Here is a 23,585-nt window from a genome sequence, read left to right as displayed (position 1 = left end):
CAAATCCTAATGTTGCAACGGTATGTTTTAGCTGTTTATATATTTTAAGCGTTTGTGGTCTGTATTTTACGGAGATAAGGCTCATCATCCTTATCATACCGTCCGAACCACCATCCGGCTTCAGCTCTTTGCTCATTAATTTCATGCGCACCGGCTGATGCAAGAAAGCTCTTCACTTCCTCTGCATTAGTTTTTTCTGTCAGTTCTATCACCATTACAAACTTATCATCTGTTTGTCTTGGGTGAAAAATGTGCTTCTTCACTCCCGGCATCAGCTGGCAGAGATAACAGAAAGTGTACACCATTCCAACCGCAGCAAATAATACTGTCAGCTCAAAAGTAATTGGAATGAATGCTGGTAAGGGGAAGTGCGGTTTACCACCGATATTCAAAGGCCAGTCTACATTAAATACCCAGCTCATGAAGGATAATGCTGTAGTTGTACCTGTGATACCATATATGAAACCGGCTGTGTGCAGACTGGTTTCTCTTAAACCCATTGCATGATCGAGGCCGTGAACAGGAAAAGGAGTGTATACATCGTGCAATTTGTAACCCGCAGTACGCACTTTCTTTACTGCCGGGAACAACACTGCCTCATCGTCAAACAAGCCTACAACAAAATTTTTAACAGCCATATTTTTAAAGATTCAAATTCCAAGTAATAAATTCTCTCAGTTCGTCTTTTAGTGTGCGTGAGCTACATCATGAGCAAATTTCTCTGCAGGCACTTCTTCGTACACCACCATTTTCTCTTTGTAATTCTCACCGGAAGTTTTCAGGATAGACTTGATCTCGGCCAGCGCAATTACAGGGAAATATTTAGCAAACAGGAAATAGCAGGTAAAGAACAAACCGAAAGTTCCCATATAGAAGCCTACTTCAGGCCAGGATGGGCGATAGTATGACCAGCTGGATGGCAGGTAATCGCGGTACAATGAAGTACAGATGATCACAAAACGCTCAAACCACATACCGATGTTAACAATGATAGACATTACGAAAGTCACTGCAACACTTCTTCTCATTTTACGGAACCAGAATACCTGCGGGGTAATTACGTTACAGGTCATCATGATCCAGTAAGACCAACCCAGCGGACCGGCAGCACGGTATTTGAAGAAAGTGGCAAACTCATAAGGGTTAGCGCCATACCATGCCATGAACAACTCAGTCAGGTAAGCACAACCTACTACAGAACCTGTTAATACAATTACCTTGTTCATGGCTTCCATGTGGCCCAGGGTAATATACTCTTCCAGGTGTAATATTTTACGTGTAATGATCAGCAGCGTTTGTACCATCGCAAATCCGGAGAAGATCGCACCAGCCACAAAGTAAGGCGGGAAGATGGTAGTATGCCAACCAGGAATTACAGAAGTCGCAAAGTCAAAAGATACGATCGTGTGTACAGAAAGTACCAGTGGTGTAGCCAAACCTGCCAGTACCAGTGACAGTGCTTCGTGACGTTGCCAGTGCTTGGTAGAACCGGTCCAGCCAAAAGCTGCTATACCATATAATAATTTGCGCAATTTGGTTTTAGCCCTGTCACGAACGCTGGCGAAATCCGGAAGAAGACCAGAGTACCAGAACAACAGGGATACGGTAAAGTAAGTAGAGATCGCAAATACGTCCCAGAGGAGCGGGGAGTTAAAGTTAACCCATACCGGGCCACGGGTATTTGGATAAGGCAGAATGAAGAACGCCATCCATACACGACCCATGTGAATGATCGGGAACTGACCGGCGCACATTACCGCGAAGATCGTCATCGCTTCCGCCGCACGGTTCACCCCTGTACGCCAACCCTGGCGGAACAGGAGGAGGATCGCGGAAATCAGGGTACCGGCGTGACCAATACCTACCCACCATACGAAGTTGGTAATATCCCAACCCCAACCGATGGTTTTATTCAGATTCCATACTCCGACACCGAAATAGATCTGCCAGAACACTGAAAAGGCGCCAAAGCCCAACAATGTCAGAGAGATGAAAAAGCCTACATACCACAGTTTTCCAGGCTTCCCTTCAATGGGACTAATGATATCTTCCGTTACCTGGTGATAATCCTTAACCCCGTCTACCAAAGGTTCTCTCAGTGTGGATTCGTATTTTAAATGCATATTCTATAAGCTTTTAGCTGCTAGCTTCTAGCTACTAGCCCTTGTCTTTTGTTATGATCTCAGATTCTGTTCTTTCTGTCTTTTTCTTAACGGTTACCGGTTAAGATCATTATGCGTGGTGCGCTTCTTCCTTATGTGCAGATTCTTTCTCTGCTTTAGGAGCCGCATCCTTGTTTCTGATCTTCGCCAGGTAGCTGATAGATGGCAGTACGTGTGTTTCTTCCAACACATAGTACATCCTGTCTACCTGCTGCTCGTTACGGATCTTATAGATTTCGCTGTTCTTATCGTTGATGTTACCAAATACGATCGCATCAGCGCCACAAGCTTGCTGGCAGGCTGTTTTGGCAGCACCGTCTTTCAGCGGGTGACCAGCTTTCTTCGCATCCAGTTTAGCTTCCTGTAAACGTTGTACGCAGAAAGAACATTTTTCCATTACACCACGGCTACGAACCACTACATCAGGGTTCAGTACCATACGTGTAAGGTTATCGTTCATATCGGCCACATCATACAGGTTGTTTTCAAAGCTGTCTGCACCATTCCAGTCTCTCCAGTTAAGGCGACGTACTTTGTAAGGGCAGTTGTTAGCGCAGTAACGGGTACCGATGCAACGGTTGTAAGCCATCTGGTTGATACCTTCAGAGCTGTGGTTGGTAGCGCCTACAGGGCAAACGTTTTCGCATGGAGCATTATCGCAATGCTGGCACAGCATCGGCTGGAACACTACTTCCGGATTTTCCTCATCACCGCTGAAGTAACGGTCGATACGGATCCAGTGCATTTCGTGTGCCTTCGCCACTTCTTCCCGGCCTACAACAGAAACGTTGTTTTCTGCCTGGCAGGCAATAGTACATGCGCCACAACCAAAACAGGTGTTCAGGTCGATAGACATACCCCACTTGATACCAGGATAGCTGTAGTTAGGGTACAGCGTTGCATCCTTACGGAAATCAGCGCCGAATTTCTTCAGTTCCAGTCTGTCTTCGTTTACCTCTTTAGGGTTCTTGATGAACTCTTCCAGGGTGGTTTCCTTAACGATAGGACGACCTTCGTAACTATTATGTGTTTGTGTTAAAGCAACAATTTCTTTCTGACCGGTAGCTTCTACAGTGGCGTCAACAGTGAAGTAATCAAAGTTCTGACCATTGAAGCTAACAAAAGGATAGGCGTTCTTACCAACACCGCCGGCAGCTTTACCTGCGCTGTCGCTACGTCCATAACCCACTGCAATAGCGATCACATCTGGGTGCATACCAGGAACGATGAGCAATGGCAGCTCAAGTTCTTTACCGTTGGCTTTTACCTTCAGTACTTTCTTCTCTGCGTTGATTTCGTAATCGTCTCCTAATTGAGTAGAGAATGTTTTCGCCAGTTTGTTGGAGATGCAGGCGTAGTTACCCCAGGTAGAACGGGTAATCGGATCAGGCATTTCCTGTAACCATGGGTTGTTGGCAGATCTGCCGCTACCGATAGCTACTTTCTCATAAAGCACCAGTTCCAGTTTACCACCTTTCTTCGCACTGCTTATTTTAGATGCAGCACCGGCAACGTCACCGGCAAATGTTGCACCTCCCAAAGCAGGAGCAGCAGCTGGTTCAACCACACCATCCTGCAAAGCTTTATCCCATGCTTCCTGTCCGCCCAGTTTGGCTATCCATTCATTTTTCAGGTAGTCAGCCCAGGTAGTGGTAGTGTTACCAGACCAGGAGAGGAGTGTATCCTGTACCGCACGTGTTTTAAACAGCGGGAGGATAGTAGGCTGTGCAAAGCTGTAGTAGCCGGTTCTTCCTTCAGCATCATTCCATGATTCCAGGAAATGATGATCAGGAGCCGCATATTTACACAGTACAGTTGTTTCGTCATTTCTGTCGTTGAACGATACAGCCACTTTTACTTTCTTCAGACCTTCAGCAAATTTCTGTGATTCGAAGTAGTCGTAAGCAGGGTTGGCGCCATAAATCAGTACAGCACCGATGCTGCCTGCATTCATATCGCTTACCAGTTTGGTCATATCGCTGTCGATACCCTGACGGTAATTGGAAGGAGATGCGAAATCGATGGTAGTACCATTGGCGCCGATAATGTTGTTGATGGCGTTTACAATGGTTTGTACGTTTACATCGTTAGAACCGCTTACTACCAGTGCTTTACCGGAGTTAGCCTTCAGTGATTCCGCTGCTTTTTTGATACCATCTGCTACACGCTTGTCTGCTATAGCCGGGGCTGTTACGCTGCCACCCACTGCTGCCAGCAGAGCCAGTGCTATTGCACCTGATTCAGATGGTTTGTGTGTATATCTTTCGTCCGCGTTTGCACCTGTAAGGCTCATATGGCTTTCGAACGCGAAAAGTTTGGACATTTCGGGTTTCTGTGCATTGATTTTACGGGTTTGGGCAAACTGGCGGGCATATTCAACAGGATTGAGCCAGGTTCCGATAAAGTCTGCTCCCAAACTCACTATCGCTTTGGCATTTTCAAAGTGATAGGAAGGGATCACCCGTTTACCGTAAGAGGCTTCGTTTGCCTGCAGCATACCTGAGTAAGAAACTGCATCGTATACTACATGGCGGGAGTTCGGATATTTTGCCAGGAACTCACCGATCACTTTCTTAGTGGTCGGGCTAAGCAGGGTGGCGCTTAATAAAACAACAGGAGCACCGCCTAAACCGGCCAGTGCTGCACCTACTTGTTTATCCAGTTCCGCCCAGGTTGTTTCTGTACCGCCGATAGTCGGGAAACGGAGACGGGCAGTATCATACAGGCTCAGTACAGCACCCTGTACTTTAGCCGATGTTGCCCCCTGGGTGATGGTTGATAAAGTATTCCCTTCCATTTTGATAGGGCGACCTTCGCGGGTTTTCACCACAACCGGTACATATTCACCATCAATGGCATAAGAAGAAGCATAATAATTGGCTACACCCGGGGTAATTTCTTCCGGCTTGTTTACATACGGAATCGCTTTCTTAACCGGTGTTTCACAGCTGGCAGCGATAGCAGCAGCAGCGGTAGTGAACCCCAGATATTTCAGAAAATCCCTGCGGGGGGTAGTAGCATTCAACAGGCCTTCACTCTCGAACGGCAGCTCTTCACTGAATTCGTTCTTCACAATTTCCTGATGCGCATCGGTATTGTGCAACTCCTCCAAGCCTTTCCAATACTTTTTTTGCTCCATGTTATATTAACGAGTTACGTTTATAAATTTGATATCTTCTGATCAAGAGAAAATCTCTCTAAATCCTTCCTAGTAGTGACATTTTTGACATTCAGTACCACCTACCATTTCAACTGTTACGCTGTCGATCTTCTTATCTTTAATATCCTGATGAAGCTTTTCGAAGATGCTGTAATAGTTGTTGTCTGCAAACTGTACTTTGGTAGTACGGTGACAGTTAATACACCATCCCATAGACAGGTCGGCAAACTGATGTACTTCATCCATTTCGGTAATAGCACCGTGGCAGGTCTGACATTGCTGCTGACCGGCAACCACGTGTTGGGAGTGGTTGAAGTAAACATGGTCTGGCAGGTTGTGGATCTTGGTCCATTCGATTGGTCTGCCTGGCTTGGTATATTTACCAGCTTCAGGATCCCAGCCTACGTAATCGTATAATTTTGCGATTTCAGCAGTACCGTCTACCTTCCGGCCTTCTGCAGTTGTCAGCTCAGGACCGGTATATTCCTTAATGGCTTTGTGACAGTTCATACAGATATTTTCAGAAGGGATCATGGCATGCTTACTCTTCTCAGCACCGGCGTGGCAGTACAGGCAGTTGATCTGGTTAATACCGGCATGTACCTTATGGCTGTAGAAGATAGGTTGCTCCGGCATATAATCTTTCTGGCGACCCAGGCCAATAGCGCCCTGAATGGTGAGATAACCACCTACCATGAAGAGCACCAGGATGATCAGTGCCAGGTAAGCTTTATTTTTGTAGAAAGGAACCGGGTCTGGAGTTGGAACACCCTCTTTATCACCAGCCAGCTTATTCAGGTTGCTGTTGATCTGCATGAGGATCAGCGCTACTACTGCAAGGATCAGCGTGATGATACCAAACAGGAGGCTGTTGTCATTACCCTTGTCTGTGGCACCAGCAGCATCTGTATCACCTGCGGGAGTTTTAGAGCCTCCGGGAGTTTTGGCTTGCTCAACTTTTACATACGCCAGGATGTCGTCAATTTCCTCATTGGATAACTGAGGGAACGGTGTCATCGCTGTCTTGTTGTACTCCAGATACAGAGCGTTGGCATATTTGTCCCCTGTGGCCAATACAGAAGCAGAGTTGTGGATCCACTGGTGCAATAATTTCTTATCGGGCCAGCGATCTTCTACTCCCGCTAATGCAGGACCTGTCAGCTTCTTGTGGACATTATGGCAGGAAGCGCAATTTGTTTGGAATAATGCTTTACCCTTCGCAGGATCCGCTGCCTTAACGGAAGAAAACGGAATTACTATACTAGCGCATAGAATAAGCACACTCACAAAATGCTTGCGCAAAAGAATGGAAACACGACGATACACAGCCTATATAGTTTAGATTTGACCTAAAGTTTCTTAAAAGTGCCAGCAAAAATAAGACAGAATGTTGACAATTTACCAACAATTAAAAAAAATTATTGTCTTATAGCGTGCTGTTTTTATTCCGTTTTTTAAGCGACGATTGAGCCGAAAGTCTTACTGCTGGCCTATTTGAATACTTCACCTAATATTTCCTTTCAGAACTTATTATTTTGATTGAAAGTTTAATTCCTTTGTGGGCGCACGTCTACATCATAACGTGGGGCAAGGTTTGCGGGGATATAATTATAATATATGCAGATGAAAATCAAATAGTGGTCCCCTATATCCCTTCACACACAATATAATATATTATCTGTCAGCTCAGTTAATTTTCTGTGAGAGTTGTATTTTTACCTTAATAACCTACCGGCAGACCAGAATGTTCAATCTGCCACTAAAAAAACGATCCCATGAAAAAAATGCTCATACCCGTTCTGCTTACCGCCTTTCTGGCCTGTAATAATAATAATAACACCTCCTCCGGGAACGACAGCACGGCACAAAATACGGCAACAGCCACAGGTACCCCCACGGTTGTCACCGGCACCTACCAGGGTACCCTTCCCTGTGCAGACTGCCCCGGTATGGACTACCAGATCAGCCTGTTTAACGATCATACCTTCAGCGAACTGGTGGCTTACCAGGGAAGAGGCCAGGGCATAGCTTCCGTGGAAACAGGCACCTGGAAGCAAACCTCCGACTCTACGGTAATGATCCTGAAAAAAACAGACAGCAGCTCCTTCCTGGCATCTGAAGGGAAACTCCTCCTGCTCGACACTAAAGGCAAACGCATTGAAGGCGTACTGGCCGGTAACTATATCCTCAAACCAGTGGAAGGCGGCGACCGCAGGCAACTCCTGGCAGATAAATCAAAAGCCGGTATCCGGTTCACTGCCAATGGCAACGAACCCGGCTGGTCTCTTGACCTGGATAATAAAAAAATACGTTTCAACAACATTAACGGCGATAGCCTCGAGGCGTCACTGCCCCGGCCCAATCCCAATACAGACACCTTAAAGGTATATACCACTCCCGGTATCACGATAAGTATCCGGAACACTATTTGCACCGATGATATGAGCGGCCTGATGAAACCCAACAGCGTACAGGTACGGGTAAAAGACAAAACCTACCAGGGCTGCGGCGAATATCTTAAATAAGGACAGGGCGGATCAGATCCTGCATACAGGCCGGATCAGAACAGGTTTACCCAGGAGCAAATCAGCAACAAGCACAAGGCGGATCAAATCCACCTCAATACCAGGTCATCTCCTGTTCAAGTTCTCCTCATAAGCGCATCAAGTCCACCTTTTATGTATGGCCACAGTATGTCCTATCCCACCCCGATCCCTGTCCGGGGCGGGGCTCCGGGTATGTTGATATTCATTCTCCCAAATACCTGTTAAATTATCTATTTTTGTATCCTACTTAAATAGCAGGAGATTTTGAAAAATATTGCCATATTCGCATCGGGTGCAGGAAGCAACGCGCAGAAAATTATAGATCATTTCAGACATTCAGATAAGGCCAGGGTTACCGTAATTGTATGCAACAAACCCGGGGCAGGTGTTTTACAGATAGCCGAACGCGAAGGCATTGCTACCATACTAATCGAAAAGGAAGCCTTTTTCCATTCAGATAAATACATCCTGTTATTAAAGGAACGGCAGATCGACCTGGTAGTGCTGGCAGGCTTTTTATGGAAAATCCCTGCCAACCTGGTACAGGCCTTTCCTAACCGCATTATCAATATACACCCGGCCCTGTTGCCAAAATTCGGCGGGAAAGGGATGTACGGCCATTTTGTGCATGAAGCCGTAATAGCTGCAGGGGAAAAAGAAAGCGGCATCACTATCCACTTCGTAAATGAAAAATATGATGATGGCGAAACGATCCTGCAGGAACGTATTATCGTTACACCGGAAGATACACCCGAGTCCGTAGCACGCAAAGTTCAGGCGCTGGAACATCAGTGGTTTCCGGTAATTGTGGAACGATTATTGACCGGTTCTGAAGGCTGATATAAGCCTGGATGGAGGTTCTTAAGCCAGTCTAACCCTTACAACTGTATGAAAAAGACACTACTGTTAATATGGTTATCCTGTTCGTTTATTTTATCGTCCTTCGCTCAGGACGGTAAGAAACAACTGGGCAAAAACACCTTTCTCAAAGTAAATCCAACCACCTTAATCAATGAACTCGATATTTACCTGGAACAGGAAATAACTGACAAATTCAGTCTTGAGTTTGGTATCAGTGGTATTTATACCGATTACCCGGATTATGTACTGGCAAAAAAAATTGACATCGGTCAAAAGAAACCGGACATCAGTACAGAGCAGTTTGTAGATGGCCGGGGCCTCGGCTTCCGGGTTGGTACCCGCCTGTACCTTATTTCACAGGAAATGTCGCCCTCCCGTGCAGCCGGCACCTATTTTGAACCCGTAGTATTCGTTAAAAAAGTTTTCTATCCTAACGAAGATAATACTGTCGGGAACGTTACATATACCAACTCCGGAGATAAAACTGTAATAGGTTTACAGCTGCTGGTAGGCCGGCAATTCAAAAAAGACCGCTTCATTCTTGATCCGTTTATCGGTGTAGGCATCCGGAGTAAGATCTATAAATATAATACCTATCATTTTGACGAAGACAAAGTATCCCTTAACGACGGGAAAATGGTAAGCGTGTTGCCCAGTCTCCAGATAGGTATTAAAATGGGGCTCAAACTCTGGTAATCCTGCCCTAAAAGGGAACAATCACTTTTGCACTGAAATTTCTTCCCATATTATAAATGCCCAGCCGTCCGTTAGGAGAGGAGCTGTAGTATTCAAAATATTTCAACCGGTTCATATTGGCCTGGTAGGCTACATTAGCCACATTGTCGAGCTGCAGGAATATTTCACAAACCGTTTTCCCTTTCTTGTTAAGAATCCCGGTACCGGCGCCAATATTGAAAAGGGTATAGCCAGGTGTATATGTTTCAGTATCGTCTACTCCGTAAAAGTGAGGCTGACCGGCAAAAATATCCGCCTCCACGCGGGCATATGCCTTTGTAAATATGCCGTAATTACGTTGTGTGGCAGCTTTCAGCTCACTACGTATATGCGTAGGCGGTATAAACGGCAGATAGCGCGCCTCGTCCCCATACTTACTGATCAGTTCCATATTGCGGTTACGTCCCTGTGTATAGGCCATACTGTTATTCATGGTAAGCCAGGCAATAGCCCTCGGGTGAAGGTTTACACTCACTTCTGCTCCAAACAGCCTCGCGGCCGATTGCTGGTACTTATAAGTAGCGTTCCCCGGTACTATTACCACCGGGTTGCCGGCATTATCGTATAGTCTTGCCTGGTAAATATAATTCTCAATATTATTATTAAACAATTCGAGGCTGATATCTGCGTCCGGCAGCCAGGCCTGCAAACCTATGTCTTCCTGTAAACTGAACTCCGGTTTAAATCCGCGGTTACCAAGGTATACGATATGCGCTCCCGGATCAAGACCATTGGAGCCGATCTCTGTGATATTCGGCGCACGGTAGCCTCTTGCAATGTTGGCTTTCACCAACACCCGCTCGCTGATGTTCCAGGTAGCTCCCAGGCTACCGGAAATACCGGTATACCGGTTGCTGAAAGAAGGGAATTGCAGATGTGCTCCCGTCGTATCCGGTAACTGGACACGCCGCTCAAATCCATTTTCCTTATTGGGTCCTACATAGAAATCGTTCCAGCGAATAGACCGATTGTCGTAACGGATACCACCGGATACATCTACCTTACCAAAAGATTTCCTGGCAAAAATAAACCCGCCTATATCAAACAGGTTATAATCCGGGATAGGAAAATCGGTCCCATTCTTACTCCGGTTCTGCTGGTACATTCCATTTGCCCCAACAGTTGTTTCCAGGCCATTTAAAACAGGCAGATTATAGCGCACATCATAGTTCAGGGTGTTCAGCACCACGTACAGTCCCGGCTGCGCGGGCATTTCCGGGTGATTATACTCCCTGCGGATGCTTTGTTGCAGGCCTATCATTGTATTTATATCGCCGGCTCCCAGGTTCCATTTAGAACGGTTATATATCCTATAATGCTGTATATGCTGATGCAACGGGTTAATGGTATAAGTACGCAGCTCATTGTCCGGCACCAGTGGACGGTCCTTTATATCATCCTCTTCCTTCACCTGCTTCGTAAATTTCCGGGTCAGGGAATCCCGGCTCCCATCCGGAATTTCCTGGGTATTATCATAGAGTGTAGCCCCAAACTGGGAATATCCCCATGATTTATCCACCCTTGCCAGGGTAGTCAGGTTATACTCCCTGAAAGCAGTGCCATATACAAATCCATCCACGCTGTTGCGGTAGTTGTGCGCAGCTTTTGCAGTGCCACGAAATACATACTTCCAGTCGTTTTGCCTGTAAGCCAGACCCAACGAGGAGCCTATCATTCCATTATTGCTGTGGTAATCTGTCAGGAAACTACCCTGTAATTTACCTGGTGTTAGCTCAGGTATATCGGGGATCATATTAATGACCCCGGCCAGGGCGTCTGAGCCGTAGGTAAGACTGGCAGGGCCTTTCACCACTTCTGCCCTGGAAATTCCGTACTGGTCTATTTCTATGCCATGCTCATCGCCCCATTGCTGTCCTTCCTGCCTTACGCCGTCAAACAAGGTAAGCACGCGATTATAGCCAAGCCCCCGGATAAATGGTTTGGAAATATTGGGACCGGTAGTTACTGCACTCACACCCGGCACTCCTTTAATGATAGCGTCGATGATGTTATTATTTACATTCATATTCATTTCCCGCTTACCGATAACGGCAATAGGTATAGGATTTTTCCGGACGGCGGTAGCGCGGGAAACACCGGTCACTACCACTTCTTCCAGTTTAGACAGGTCTTCTTCCAGCGTGATATTCAATGCAGTTGTTTGTTCCCCTGTAATTTGTTTTCTCAGCTTAACCGTTTGGTATCCTACCATTGATATTTTAATATCGTAAGTGCCCGGGGCGATATTTTTAATGCTGAAAAGACCCTGCTGATCGGCAGTAGCGCCGGTATGCAGTGCGGGGATGGCAATATTGGCAAACTGTACAGGTTTTCCGCCTTTGTTGACAACAGCACCTTTCACCATGCCTTGCTGGGCAAATGCGTTAGCTACAGATAATAGTAATAAGAATAGTAAAGTAGATAGTTGTTTCATGCGTATAAGTAATGTAGGTTTTAATCTTAGCACAGCGTTTTCACGGATAGTAACAATGGATTACACTTCCATTTTTTTTACAAAACTATCTTCTATTTTTATACTTGTCTTAATTATTTTTTAGATTAATCTAAATTTCAGGAAAAGGATCTTTAAAAAGATGACCATCCTGGAAACTTTTGACTTCAGATTCGGTACACAGGCAGCTGTCGAGGTCGATGATGATATCATGAGAATCAAGCTCTTGCCCGATGATTACCAGCTCATTATACCGGTCGGCAAACCGGGTGTCCCAACGGGCGGTGATAAGCTCATAAGTTTCAGGATCCATCTGCCATTGATTACGTGGGATAGCGCACCACCAGTAACCGGCCTTTTCTGCACGCAGCGATCCGCCCGCCTGGCTCCAGTTCACTGCTATATCAGGCTGGGAGGCCAGCCAGAACAGTCCTTTACTACGGATAATATTGCCCGGCCAGCGCTCATTGATATACTGCCAGAAGCGCTCGGGGTGAAAAGGTTTACGGCTCCGGTATACAAAGGAGGAGATACCATATTCCTCTGTTTCAGGGGTATGCTCATGCTCCAGTTCGGCCTGCCAGCCGGCGCTTTGCGAGGTAGTGTCAAAATCAAAAAGACCCGTGTGCAATATTTCTTTCAGTGGCACCCGGCCTTTAATGCTTTCCACGATCCGGGCTGTGGCATTTAATTTACGCAACACTGCTTTCAGGTTACCCAACTGGTCTTCTGTTACAAGATCGCATTTATTCAGTACGATTACGTTGGCAAATTCCACCTGGTCTGTCAACAGGTTTACAATAGTACGCCGGTCGGCTGCGTCGTCTGTTAAGCCTTTGTCTTGCAGCAGCAATGTACTGTTGTAATCCCGGATAAAATTATAGGCATCCACAACTGTTACCATGGTATCAAGCTGGCTTACCTTAGTGAGATCCACATTATTAATTTCATCTTGATAGCAGAAGGTTTGGGCTACCGGTATGGGCTCTGAAATGCCGGTGGATTCTATCAACAGGTAATCAAACCTTTTCTCTGCAGCCAGGGCTGCTACTTCTTTCAGGAGATCTTCCCGCAAAGTGCAGCAAATACAGCCATTGCTCATCTCCACCAGTCGCTCTTCCGTTTTATGTAAGGTGTTTTCATTCTTCACCAGTTGCGCATCGATATTCACTTCGCTCATATCGTTAACAATAACGGCTACACGAAGGTTTTCGCGGTTATGCAGCACGTGATTAAGCAAAGTGGTCTTCCCCGCGCCGAGAAATCCACTCAGCACCGTAACAGGTAATTTTTCCATATGTGATAAGTTATATTGCTATAGGTATGTTTTGCTGTTTACAAACCTTTGATCAGCGGCTTTATTCTTTTTCCCCACATTACATTGCCGGCAACGCTGCAGGTTTAATATATGCGCTCCCGTTACCCCTGCCGCACCGGCAAAAATGATAACCGGCTCCCAGAAACCACCGGCAAAACCAAAATGCCCGCCCAGCAACAAGGTAAACCCCGCAGCAAAGATCAGCAGCGGCGTTATCCGGCGGTGCTGCCGGAAATATCCCCGGCCCAGCGACCAGCAGCCTATTCCAAAGGAAAACGACAACAGGCCGTACTCCAGTTTTTCATTTTCCAGTACATGCGATCCCACCAATGGTAATACCGTGAGCATCAGGGGAAGTAAGGCGCAATGCACTGCACATAATAAAGAGGCACCGATTCCAATGGTGTCCAAACTCATCTTCTTTAAAATATTCCCTTCCATGGTCCCGTTTTTCTATCCGGACAAAACTACATAAATTTGCAACAATGTTGCAAAATAAAATAACTGATTTCTTTAGATAATTTATTTTTTCAACTGTAAAATGTTGCATTCGTGTTAAAAAAGTAACAGATGGGTAGCACTGATGGGCATCTGTTAACTATGTGCTACCTTTGTGTATTGAATAAAACAGGGGATTATACCTATGTCGAAGAAAGCAATTATACTGATTTCGTTTTTTGTGGTGCTGAGCGCGGGTTTTCTGGGCTATGCCGGTTATGTTATTAAAGGGGAAACGGGCACCTTCTTTGGAAAAGATAAACTGCCTGTTCTGGGGGCGCCGGGACACACTGTTCCAGGATTTTCCTTTACTGACCAGGACGGCCACACCAAAGCGAAAGCGGATGTTGACGGCAAAATTTATGTAGCGGAGTTCTTTTTTACCACCTGCACCGGTATTTGTCCGAAGATGAATGCCAATATGGACAAAGTATATGCGAAGTATAAAAACAATCCCAACTTCCTGATCCTTTCCCATACGGTAGATCCGGACCACGACAGCGTACCCGTATTAAAAGCATATGCCGCCAAACATGAAGCCGATTCAAAAAACTGGTGGTTCCTTACCGGCGATAAAAAACAACTTTACCGCATGGCCAGGCAGGCTTACCTGGTAGATGACGGCGTATATACCGGGGAAGAAGATTTTGTACATACACAATGGTTTGCCCTGGTAGATAAAACAGGACAGATCCGCGGTTTGTACGAAGGCACCAAAAACCAGGATGTTAATAAATTGATTGAAGACATAGACCGTTTAATGGAAGAATAAAGTTTTTTCATCATGGGCACCAAACAACAAATAACAGAACGAATAGCCGGCATACTGCGTGAAAGCAAGCTGAGTGTAACAGAAACCCGGACGAAGATCCTGGAACTGTTTATGAAAAGCAACGGTGCGCTGGAACACAGCGATTTTGAGAAACTGGCTGGCCAGTCGTTCGACCGTGTAACTGTATACCGCACGTTACAAACGTTCCTTGATAAAGGGATCATTCATAAAATACCAACTACAGATACATCCGTACGTTACGCTTTATGTAAATCAGAATGTTCGGAGCATCATCACCACGATCATCATATTCATTTCAAGTGTGAGGAATGTGGTAATACCATTTGTTTAGATGAAACAGATGTGCCGCAGATACAGCTTCCCAAAGGTTATGCTGCCCATAATGTGGAAGTGGTGGTAAGTGGGGTATGTAAATCCTGCAAATAAAAAAATGCCTTTGTTAATGCTGCCGGAGCATAGCATCAACAAAGGCATCCTTACTATAACTTCTCTATTTCCGCTTTCACGAAATCGGCCAGTTCCTTCACATAGGCCGGAGAAAAATCAAATTTTATTCCTGCAGCTTTATATAACTCGGGCAATGTTTTGGTGTTACCTAAACTTAATGCCTGTACGTAGTTCTTGAGCGCCTGTGTTTTGTTTTCCTTAAACTGCTTCCACATGGCAATAGCGCCCAGTTGCGCGATACCATACTCTATATAATAGAAAGGTACTTCAAACAGGTGCAGCTGTTTCTGCCAGGTGATAGCGCGGTACTCTTCATGACCGCTCCAGTTTACCACCGCAGGGGAGAACTCTCCCAGTATTTCCAGCCATTTGGCGGTACGCTCTTCTGTGCTGTGTTGCGGGTGCTCATAAATCCAGTGCTGGAATTTATCGATAGTGGCAATCCAGGGGAATATAGTGATGGCTCTTTCCAGCTGTTGCAAACGTGCACGGCGCAGCTGCGTTTCGTCATCAAAGAAAATATTCCAGGAGTCCATCGTAAACAGTTCCATGCTCATGCTGGCCACCTCGGCTATCTCCATAGGATATTCCTTGAAGGCGCTGAGCGCCAGGTGGTGACTGAGGAATGAGTGTACAGCATGACCGCCTTCATGTACCATAGTGGTAAGGTCTTTCATTTGTCCGGCTGCATTCATAAAAATGAAAGGCACGCCCGTTTCTGCCAGCGGGCAGTTGTAACCGCCCGGAGCCTTACCGTTACGGCTTTCCAGATCAAAGCGGCCCATTTTCTTCATCACCCGCAGGCAATCTCCGAAGAAGGGGCCTAGTTCATCAAAAGTAGCGATGGCTTTATTTACCAGCTCTTCTCCTGTGTGGAATGGCTCCAGTGGCTTTACACCAACCGGTTCTGCTTCCGTATCCCATGGGCGCAATGTATCCAGCTGCAGTTTGGCTTTTTGTTTTTCCAGGATCTGTTGTACCAGTGGAACAATATGTGCTTTGATAGCTTCATGAAACTGGAAGGCATCTTCCTTCGTGTAATCGAAGCGGCCCAGTTCTTCAAACTTATAATCACGGTAATTGGCGAAGCCGGCATTCTTTGCTACCTGGTCGCGCTTCAAGATCAGCCCGGTGTACAGGTCGTCCAGTGCTTTCCGGTCTTCCAGACGGCGGGCAGCGGTTTTGGTAAACACTTCTTCCCGCAGGGAACGGTCGCTGTTCTCCAGGAATTTGGCAGCCTGTTGCAGGGTATATTCCTGGTCATTTACCCTAATGGTCATTTTACCTGCAATAACGCCGTACTGCTGCGCCATCACGCTCAGCTCTGCCTGGATTGGGATGTTTTCCTCCCGGAACAGTTTCACCTGTTTCTGAACATTGCGGAGATAGGTTTTATACAGATCCTGATCCAGTTCTTTTACAAACGGGCTATCCAGCAGTTTTTTGTTGAGCGCATCTGCATAGGGTTGCAGTTTAGGCTGAATTTCCATACAGAAGTAAGCGAAGGCTTCTTCAAGTGATTTATCGGTAATATCACAGGTCATACGGATCTGCCGCCAGCAGGCATCTTCGCTGATAACTGCTTCCAGTTCGCTCATATCTTTGAGCCATTTTTCCAGCTCCTGTACGTTATTGATCTTTCTTTCCTTCAGGGCTTCAAAGTAGGGCTGCAGGGTATCCCAGGTAGTTACTTTAAAATCTTCCGGGAGAAATGTACGCGGTAGTTTCTTTATATCTGCACTTAATTTATCCATGCTTTCTGTTATTTTTTAAATTTTCGGATGTAGAAATTTAGGCATTTTTGAGGGAATGCCCGTGTGTTTCCGGCTAAAAGAATCGTTAAATATAAAGAATATCAAGTACTGGCCGGCTCTTTTTCCTTAACCGGTTTATGCCCTATGGGCATAGCGTTTGTGTTGTTAGTAAACGATTCAGGCTTCTATTTACAGGCAATGCGCGCTGTAAATAGAAGCCTGAAATATCTTGCCGGCTGGTGATTGCTTTCATCACCAGGCACTCCTGGTTCTTACTATTCTTCTGTTTTCTTCTTGCGTGGCTTGGCAGCTTTTTTAGGTTCTTCACCTTCTGCAGCCGGTGCGTCATCTTTCTTTGCTTTAGCTTTTTTAGGTGCTTTTTCTTCAGCGCCTGTTTCGCCTTCTTCTTTTTCAGCAGCCTTTTTAGCGCGGGGCTTCTTAGGCTTTTCTTCTGTAGCTGCTTCTTCAGTAGCTGCAGGCGCTGCTTTTTTCTTTTTCTCCGGAGCAGCGGTTTCTTCTACTGCCACTTCTTCCACTTCACCTTCACCCTCGGCGAGGATCTCGTCAAATTTCAACAGATCGTTTGCTTTGAGGATACCAAACCATTTTACCATCTTCTTCATATCACTCACATACACTCTGTCTTCATCAAATTCAGGGAATACGCTTTTGAAATAAGCTTTGATAGCATTGTTGTCTGCTTTACCTGCTACAGGCGGGTGTGCCGCTGCTTTTTCGTCCATGGCCTTAAATACTTCAGCCAGGTTTACGTTTTCGCCGGTAGTGAATACTTCAATACTTTCCAGTGGAGTAAAATTATGCACGCGGGAAGATACAAACCTTGTACTTTTATCTTCCAGTGACCTTACGATGGCGCCATCTTGTTTACTGGCTACTAACTGAAACAAACCGCCCAATCCGGTTACTGCAACAATTTCTCTGTACTGCATGTTCAAATTTTTAGGAAGCGCAAATATAAAGTAATTATAATAGATTGCCCACGGCTATTTTTGGCTTGTAAAAAGCCGGCAACGGGGGCGTGCGTCAGTTCAACTTTCGTGCCATGACCACCGTGCGTTTCAGGCGTTTCACAAATCCCTGAAGATTAAATATCTCTATAAAAAATATATAAATCCCTGGCTGTAAAACTACTGCATTTTCTCCAATTCCGTCCCAGGACAAAGATCCGGTATTTCCCATCAACATATTACGGGCAAGGTACTTCACCTGTTTCCCCTGCAGGTCGTATACAGTGACATTCCCAAGGAAACCCGGGCCGGGCAGGTGCCAGGAGAGTTTCGTTATATCGTCTGTTCCATCATGATCAGGGGAGAAGACCTCCGGTAATACTGCAATATTCAGCGAATCGCCGGCATCCTCGCGGCGCTGTGAGTTCAGCGATCCGGGAGTGGCATATCCGGCAGTAGCAGCAGCGGAGTGCCAGTTGGCGCCATCAGATGTGGGCAGCCCGTACTGCAACCGCTCCAGCGAAATACCCTGCAGTTCACTGGCCAGCGGGAAATGTTGACCGCTGCTATATGGCAGTTCATCAATCACCATGCTATCTGCACGTAGCAGCACCACGTCTCCTCCTCCCAGCGGCATAGAAGGCAGGCTGCTTATTTCCTGGATATTTTCCGGTGACCGGCAATTGTAGTACCCGCAAAGCAGTTCCCTATCTGTGGTAAGTGCCAATAGCTGTCCTGGCATCAGCAAACGGCCACCGGTGCCCATCTTTTTAAAAACACTCAATCTGCCAACGGCATTACGGGCGCAAAGCCGAAGCTCATCCAGGTTCACCGCTTTGCGGCTGGCATTGTACAGTTCAATAAATTCAGGAATACCTGTTGGTGGGTAAAACAGTACCTCACTAATCAACACATCGTTTACTGCAGGGGTTTGAGGCATGCCAAGCGTAACGCTGTTATACATATTACTGATGGCGCCATTACAGTCTGGCAACCCGGTGGCACTGACAGTATATATTTCCTGCGGCTGTATAGCGGCTCCCAGCTTTAGTTCCACGCTGTTAAACAGCGGGGGCAGCACGCGGCATGTAATAACCTGTATGCCGCCATTCAGCTGGTAATGCGCAGGATCTGCAGCAGCTACGCTATCCAGCGTACGGCTGAATTGCAGCAATATATGTATACTGTCTGCCAGTGCGGCAAACAGGAGATCTGGCTTACCGGGATCAATGGTATTGGCCGCAGCGGCGTTGGCAATACCAGGGGTACCTCCTGCAGGGGCAGTGCTGGCCATCCAGTTTGCCTTACCGCTGCATGGGAAAGCCGTGTTGATCATTTCCAGGCTGGTTCCGCCTTTGCCGGCCTTTCCACCTGCATACCATCCCTGATGATAATCTATGGCATGTATAACTCTCCGGGAGGCATCATATAAAACAATCAGGGCGCTGTCGTCTGCCACTGCGGGGAAACGGTCTATTCCCATGATATTGGAAATGTTATAGCTGCTCACTGCTGCAGTGGCGCAGAGCAGCAGCAAACTGTCCGGCTGCAGCAAAACTGCGGGCAGCAATACTTCCCTCTTATTCACGGCAAGCCGCCAGTTGCTCAGCAGCACCGGCGCACTGCTGATATTCCGCAGCTCTATATATTCATATGGCGGCAATCCCAAAACGGGAGAAGGTTTGGGCATTATTTCGTGAATCACTACATCATAAATAGCCGGTTTTTGTGCAAAACCGGCGGTAAACAGCAGCAACAGGCAGGAACAAACAAGGGTTAACCGCATAAACAATAATTTATCGCTTTCAAACTTAACGCTCAACTGGTTACCGGATGTTAATGCCATGTAAACGGCAAAAAAAATTCTTAATGTTATGAAAAGCGGGGGCTATATGTTAATTTTGGGCTTCCAAAATTAAAAATGTAAAACAAAATGAAAGTTGCCGTAGTTGGAGCGACCGGACTGGTAGGCTCAAAAATGTTACAGGTGTTAACGGAAAGAAACTTTCCCGTTACAGAATTGATTCCCGTGGCTTCTGAGAAGTCTGTTGGTAAGGAAGTAACATTTAAGGGTAAGACCTGGAAGGTGGTGAGTGCCGATACAGCAATTTCCATGCAACCAAATGTAGCTATCTTTTCTGCCGGCGGTGGCACTTCCCTGGAGTGGGCCCCTAAGTTTGCAGCAGCGGGTATTACAGTTATTGATAACTCCAGCGCATGGAGAATGGATCCTACCAAGAAACTGGTAGTTCCTGAAGTAAATGGCGATGCTATAACACAGGAAGATAAAATTATTGCCAATCCTAACTGTTCTACCATCCAGATGGTACTGGTCCTGAAGCCTCTGCATGAAAAATATAAAATCAAAAGGGTAGTGGTGTCTACCTATCAATCGGTAACCGGTACCGGCGTAAAGGCAGTAACTCAGCTGATGAATGAGAGAAAGGGAGTAACCGGCGAAATGGCGTATGCTTATCCGATAGATCTGAATGTTATTCCGCAGATAGACGTGTTTCTCGACAACGGCTATACGAAAGAAGAAATGAAGATGGTGAATGAAACAAAAAAGATCATGAGAGACGACAACATCCTGGTAACGGCTACGACTGTACGTATTCCGGTAATGGGAGGGCATAGTGAATCGGTGAATATAGAGTTTGAAAATGAATACGATGTGGCGGAACTGAGGGCTTTACTTGAAAAAACGCCGGGGGTAATAGTTGTAGACGACCCGTCGAAAGCTTTATACCCTATGCCGAAGGATGCGCATGATAAAGACGAAGTGTTTGTAGGCCGTATCCGCAGGGATGAAACACAGCCTAAAACAGTGAATATGTGGATAGTTGCAGATAATCTTCGCAAAGGAGCAGCAACCAATGCAGTACAGATAGCAGAATACCTCAGCGGCAAAAACTGGCTGTAATCATACTGTTGTGCTATGTAATTAAGGTGCTATACCACATTTAACGGCGCCTCCCGTATATGACTATACGAAGACATATTTATAACTCGTTAAGAGCAAGCAATTTACCGCTTGCTCTTTTTTACGTGTTTTACAAAATCATAACACGCAAAGCCTAAAAATTACACGGAAGTAGTATTGATTTGTGCGGGATAAAATTCAATTTTGGTAATAATAATCCTATGCCAACTAATCTCTTTGAAAGAGAAGAGGAGTCCAATTTTAGAGATGCCGGTATTTTTCGTTATTTTCTAATCAGAAAACACCCTTAAGTCCTATGAAAACCAACACCAATCGAGAGCTTTTGTTAATGCACAAGTTCACCGAAGAGTGGAGCACTAATTTCTCTTCACAGGTATCCAGGATCATGAACATCGTTGATCAGCAGGATACGCTTGACGGAATTATACCTATTATTGAGGTGGCCAATGTTTACAATCAACGTTTTGCTCAGGCGCGCACTGACAAGGAAAATCTATTAAAGAACCGCAAAGCACGGCCGTTTGAATTCCTGATTCACAAGAATTGACCCGGGTAAACCGGATAAGTATTTATTAGTTTATCAGATAGTTAAGCGAAATGAAGTTCCCGGGAGAAAATAAAGAACCATTTGCCTATATATTGGTTTGGATACTGGGTATTATCTGCGGTATCTTTTTCTTACTATTGTTTGCAAGCACTATCTATATGTTAGTAACAGGCGACTATTAAAGCAGGTTAATTATCTGATAAACTAATAAACTACCGGTGGTATCAATCCATGGCGCGGTTAATGAATTGCAACAGTGGTTGCATCAGCGCAAATGTTTTCAGTATTTCCTTTACCATGGCAGGCTGTGTACATGCTTCATCCGTTAGGGGATGCGACACGATCACGCTTTTCAGTTTCAGGTACGCAATAGCCGGGTTATCTGGCAAATATCCCTGTGGCGCTGTTTTCAATGCATCGCCCTCTACCTTCCCGAAATGTTTAATAAATTCTTTATTGGAGATAATTTGTTCAAATTCACGGAAATTATAGTCGATTTCCTGGCGGAGTTTTTTCAGTTCGGGCGCTGCCGGCATCCAGATGCCGCCGCCCGCGAAACTATTACCTCCGGGTTCCAGGTGAAAATAATACCCTGCGAGGGTGGATTTCTTGCCGCCTGCCTGGAAGGAAGCGCCGAGATTGGTTTTATAAGGAGTTTTATCTTTTGAGAATCTGATATCCTTATAAATGCGAAAAACGCAGTCTTTTACCTGTAGCCCCTGCATGGTGGCGTCCTGTCTTGCCAACCCATCTATAAGCTGTTGTACTATGCTTTCAAAATCTGCCTTGGCGGACAGGTATTCAGTTTTGTGTTCGTCGAACCAGACTTTGTCATTATTCAGCCTGAGCGACTTTAGGAATTTTAACGTGGACGGCTGCAGCATTACTTCTTTTTGCCAGCAATATAATACAAATCATTTATGGTTTTTGGAATTTTGAAGGGCCATTTTTCCTGGTCATAAAAAACAGGTGCAGGATACTTGCCGGAAGAAGATTTCTTTCCACAGCAAATTCCTGCACCTGAGTGAATGCAACTTTTAGAAGTGGTAGGTGGCGGCTAATAAAACATTGGATGTTATATCAGCAGGTTTTCCATCCGACTTGCTGAAAATATCTGCAGAAGCCTTATCTACCCTGAATTCCGGCATTATAGTTAGGTTTCCTACCTTATAATTAAAAGTAAGTGTACCAGCTACTACATTACCGCCATCGGGAACGGCTCCAAAAACTTTAAGTCCGTCTTTATCACTGAAATATTCACCACGAAGGGTTAAGCCCAGCTTCTCTGTGAAATCAAGGTTCACATACAGGGCATTACCCCACCATTTCATATTTTCGCGGGTACTTTTGGGAGCACGCGTATCGGAATAGGTGCTGTAGGTAGCATTATAGCCCAGGCCGAATACAGTATTGAACTGGTAAGTAGCTACCAGGTCTACCTGGTGGTTCTGAATGCCGAATGTATCTTTTCCCTCGAGATAGTTGAGGTATAATTTAATGGGCGTTTCTGCCGGTGCAAAACCCAGCTGGGCGCCAATATATTTGTGGCTGTTAAGGGTTACTGACTTCAGATCAGTTGGGTTAAAAACGCCTACCATAGCGCTTAAAGAGGAAGTGATCGCAATATCTGCCTTTACACCGGTATTAAAGAAAGGACCATAACTAAACATATAGCTCATGCTATAGTTTTTATTGGCATAAGCGTCTACCAGTTCATAGCCCACGTGTGTGGCAAAGCTACCAAGACTCACTTTTACTTTTTCAGCTACCTGGTAAGAAACATACAATTGTTTGATCGCCATAGAAAGGCCATTGGCGGAACCGGGTACATCGTTATAGGAAAATTCACCGGCCCTTTTTCCAAAGCCCAGGTCGGCTACGATGCTACCATTCTTAAATCCGTGTTCTACTTTCAGTGATACCATTCCCAGTTCAAATGAATTATGAGAATTGGTAAAGCTGGTTTTATTATCAGTATAATTTCCGTTGAGATTGTATTTATAATACACATCTGCAGATCCTGATAATTTAAAAGCGGGTGCAGATGTACTATCTGTCGTGGTTTGTGACATGGCAACCAGAGTGCTGCCCATGGCAAGCAAGGTCGTTAACATTCTTTTCATACTTATAAATTTGGTTGATAAAATGGTAAGTAATGCGGCCTTTTCTCACGGATTGTTTTAGGGGGTGCGTGCTACTGTTTCTGATGCTACTACAGAAATAGAAGGAATGGATAATCAGTAATTAATGATTGGTGCGAGTTTCACTTATTTACAGCAAGTTCTAACTACCAATTATCCATTCCAGGTTCTTACAACGTAAAGTATATGCGTTTAATAAAGTTGATAAATATCGTACTCAAAGAACTGTAACTCTTGTTCTACACCAGCGAAGGGTGTA

At 45.5% G+C, this 23,585-nt stretch carries 19 protein-coding genes; 7 read left to right on the top strand and 12 right to left on the bottom strand.

Translation table 11 applies throughout. The features are described 5' to 3' along the window. Positions 1 to 44: 44 nt before the first annotated feature. The 4 genes from ABIE50_RS04335 to ABIE50_RS04320 all read right to left on the bottom strand — a co-directional run bounded on the left by ABIE50_RS04335 (position 45) and on the right by ABIE50_RS04320 (position 6,648). A complete protein-coding gene (locus tag ABIE50_RS04335) occupies positions 45 to 638 on the bottom strand; it encodes a DUF3341 domain-containing protein (protein ID WP_209855476.1) in 594 nt (197 codons plus the stop codon). Positions 639 to 686: 48 nt separating this feature from the next. Further along, positions 687 to 2,123 carry an NrfD/PsrC family molybdoenzyme membrane anchor subunit gene (nrfD, locus tag ABIE50_RS04330; RefSeq protein ID WP_209855478.1) on the bottom strand — a complete coding sequence of 479 codons (1,437 nt, stop codon included), beginning with the start codon at positions 2,121 to 2,123 and terminating at the stop codon, positions 687 to 689. 109 nt (positions 2,124 to 2,232) lie between these two features. Further along, positions 2,233 to 5,301 carry a TAT-variant-translocated molybdopterin oxidoreductase gene (locus ABIE50_RS04325; RefSeq protein WP_209855481.1) on the bottom strand — a complete coding sequence of 1,023 codons (3,069 nt, stop codon included), beginning with the start codon at positions 5,299 to 5,301 and terminating at the stop codon, positions 2,233 to 2,235. A 69-nt stretch (positions 5,302 to 5,370) separates the two neighbouring features. Beyond that, on the bottom strand, positions 5,371 to 6,648 hold the full coding sequence (locus ABIE50_RS04320) for a c-type cytochrome (protein ID WP_354027872.1): 1,278 nt from the start codon (positions 6,646 to 6,648) through the stop codon (positions 5,371 to 5,373). A 449-nt stretch (positions 6,649 to 7,097) separates the two neighbouring features. Here ABIE50_RS04320 and ABIE50_RS04315 point away from each other — a divergent pair, with 449 nt between their 5' ends. From ABIE50_RS04315 to ABIE50_RS04305, 3 genes are all read left to right on the top strand, one after another. Next, positions 7,098 to 7,847, top strand: coding sequence for a copper resistance protein NlpE N-terminal domain-containing protein (locus ABIE50_RS04315; RefSeq protein WP_209855483.1), 750 nt, complete (start codon positions 7,098 to 7,100; stop codon positions 7,845 to 7,847). 285 nt (positions 7,848 to 8,132) lie between these two features. After that, positions 8,133 to 8,708 (top strand): phosphoribosylglycinamide formyltransferase, encoded by a 576-nt coding sequence (gene purN / locus ABIE50_RS04310; RefSeq protein ID WP_142684315.1) that lies wholly within the window; start codon positions 8,133 to 8,135, stop codon positions 8,706 to 8,708. Between the two features lie 48 nt (positions 8,709 to 8,756). Next, complete coding sequence (locus ABIE50_RS04305) at positions 8,757 to 9,425, top strand: hypothetical protein (RefSeq protein ID WP_209855486.1); 669 nt, start codon at positions 8,757 to 8,759, stop codon at positions 9,423 to 9,425. Between the two features lie 7 nt (positions 9,426 to 9,432). On the opposite strand, the gene ABIE50_RS04300 is transcribed toward ABIE50_RS04305, so the two are convergent. From ABIE50_RS04300 to ABIE50_RS04290, 3 genes are all read right to left on the bottom strand, one after another. Then, positions 9,433 to 11,898, bottom strand: coding sequence for a TonB-dependent receptor (locus ABIE50_RS04300; RefSeq protein WP_209855488.1), 2,466 nt, complete (start codon positions 11,896 to 11,898; stop codon positions 9,433 to 9,435). Positions 11,899 to 12,028: 130 nt separating this feature from the next. Continuing rightward, a complete protein-coding gene (locus ABIE50_RS04295) occupies positions 12,029 to 13,213 on the bottom strand; it encodes a GTP-binding protein (protein WP_209855490.1) in 1,185 nt (394 codons plus the stop codon). An 18-nt stretch (positions 13,214 to 13,231) separates the two neighbouring features. Beyond that, a complete protein-coding gene (locus ABIE50_RS04290) occupies positions 13,232 to 13,675 on the bottom strand; it encodes a MerC domain-containing protein (protein WP_209855492.1) in 444 nt (147 codons plus the stop codon). Positions 13,676 to 13,877: 202 nt separating this feature from the next. Here ABIE50_RS04290 and ABIE50_RS04285 point away from each other — a divergent pair, with 202 nt between their 5' ends. Together ABIE50_RS04285 and ABIE50_RS04280 are read left to right on the top strand one after the other, a co-directional pair. Continuing rightward, positions 13,878 to 14,504, top strand: a complete 627-nt coding sequence (locus tag ABIE50_RS04285) for an SCO family protein (protein ID WP_142684320.1) — start codon at positions 13,878 to 13,880, stop codon at positions 14,502 to 14,504. 12 nt (positions 14,505 to 14,516) lie between these two features. Then, the gene (locus tag ABIE50_RS04280; RefSeq protein WP_142684322.1) at positions 14,517 to 14,951 is read left to right on the top strand and encodes a Fur family transcriptional regulator; all 435 of its coding nucleotides are present in this window, start codon (positions 14,517 to 14,519) and stop codon (positions 14,949 to 14,951) included. A 53-nt stretch (positions 14,952 to 15,004) separates the two neighbouring features. On the opposite strand, the gene ABIE50_RS04275 is transcribed toward ABIE50_RS04280, so the two are convergent. The 3 genes from ABIE50_RS04275 to ABIE50_RS04265 form a co-directional block, all read right to left on the bottom strand. Next, positions 15,005 to 16,726, bottom strand: a complete 1,722-nt coding sequence (locus ABIE50_RS04275) for a M3 family oligoendopeptidase (protein ID WP_209855494.1) — start codon at positions 16,724 to 16,726, stop codon at positions 15,005 to 15,007. 275 nt (positions 16,727 to 17,001) lie between these two features. Further along, positions 17,002 to 17,676 carry a DUF5606 family protein gene (locus tag ABIE50_RS04270; RefSeq protein ID WP_142684326.1) on the bottom strand — a complete coding sequence of 225 codons (675 nt, stop codon included), beginning with the start codon at positions 17,674 to 17,676 and terminating at the stop codon, positions 17,002 to 17,004. 94 nt (positions 17,677 to 17,770) lie between these two features. Then, positions 17,771 to 19,540 (bottom strand): lamin tail domain-containing protein, encoded by a 1,770-nt coding sequence (locus ABIE50_RS04265; RefSeq protein WP_209855495.1) that lies wholly within the window; start codon positions 19,538 to 19,540, stop codon positions 17,771 to 17,773. Positions 19,541 to 19,627: 87 nt separating this feature from the next. Here ABIE50_RS04265 and ABIE50_RS04260 point away from each other — a divergent pair, with 87 nt between their 5' ends. After that, on the top strand, positions 19,628 to 20,617 hold the full coding sequence (locus ABIE50_RS04260) for an aspartate-semialdehyde dehydrogenase (RefSeq protein WP_209855497.1): 990 nt from the start codon (positions 19,628 to 19,630) through the stop codon (positions 20,615 to 20,617). Between the two features lie 316 nt (positions 20,618 to 20,933). Then, a complete protein-coding gene (locus ABIE50_RS04255) occupies positions 20,934 to 21,185 on the top strand; it encodes a hypothetical protein (protein ID WP_142684331.1) in 252 nt (83 codons plus the stop codon). Positions 21,186 to 21,409: 224 nt separating this feature from the next. On the opposite strand, the gene ABIE50_RS04250 is transcribed toward ABIE50_RS04255, so the two are convergent. Beyond that, positions 21,410 to 22,069 carry a DUF2461 domain-containing protein gene (locus tag ABIE50_RS04250; protein WP_142684333.1) on the bottom strand — a complete coding sequence of 220 codons (660 nt, stop codon included), beginning with the start codon at positions 22,067 to 22,069 and terminating at the stop codon, positions 21,410 to 21,412. Positions 22,070 to 22,222: 153 nt separating this feature from the next. Continuing rightward, entirely contained in the window at positions 22,223 to 23,308 is a 1,086-nt protein-coding gene (locus tag ABIE50_RS04245; protein ID WP_209855498.1) for a porin, read from the bottom strand. Positions 23,309 to 23,585 lie beyond the last annotated feature (277 nt).

The organism is Chitinophaga sp. OAE865 (assembly GCF_040546735.1).
In the GTDB taxonomy this organism is placed as follows: domain Bacteria; phylum Bacteroidota; class Bacteroidia; order Chitinophagales; family Chitinophagaceae; genus Chitinophaga; species Chitinophaga polysaccharea_A.
Note: the sequence above shows the minus strand (reverse complement) of the source record. Positions and strands in the feature narration are given on the sequence as shown.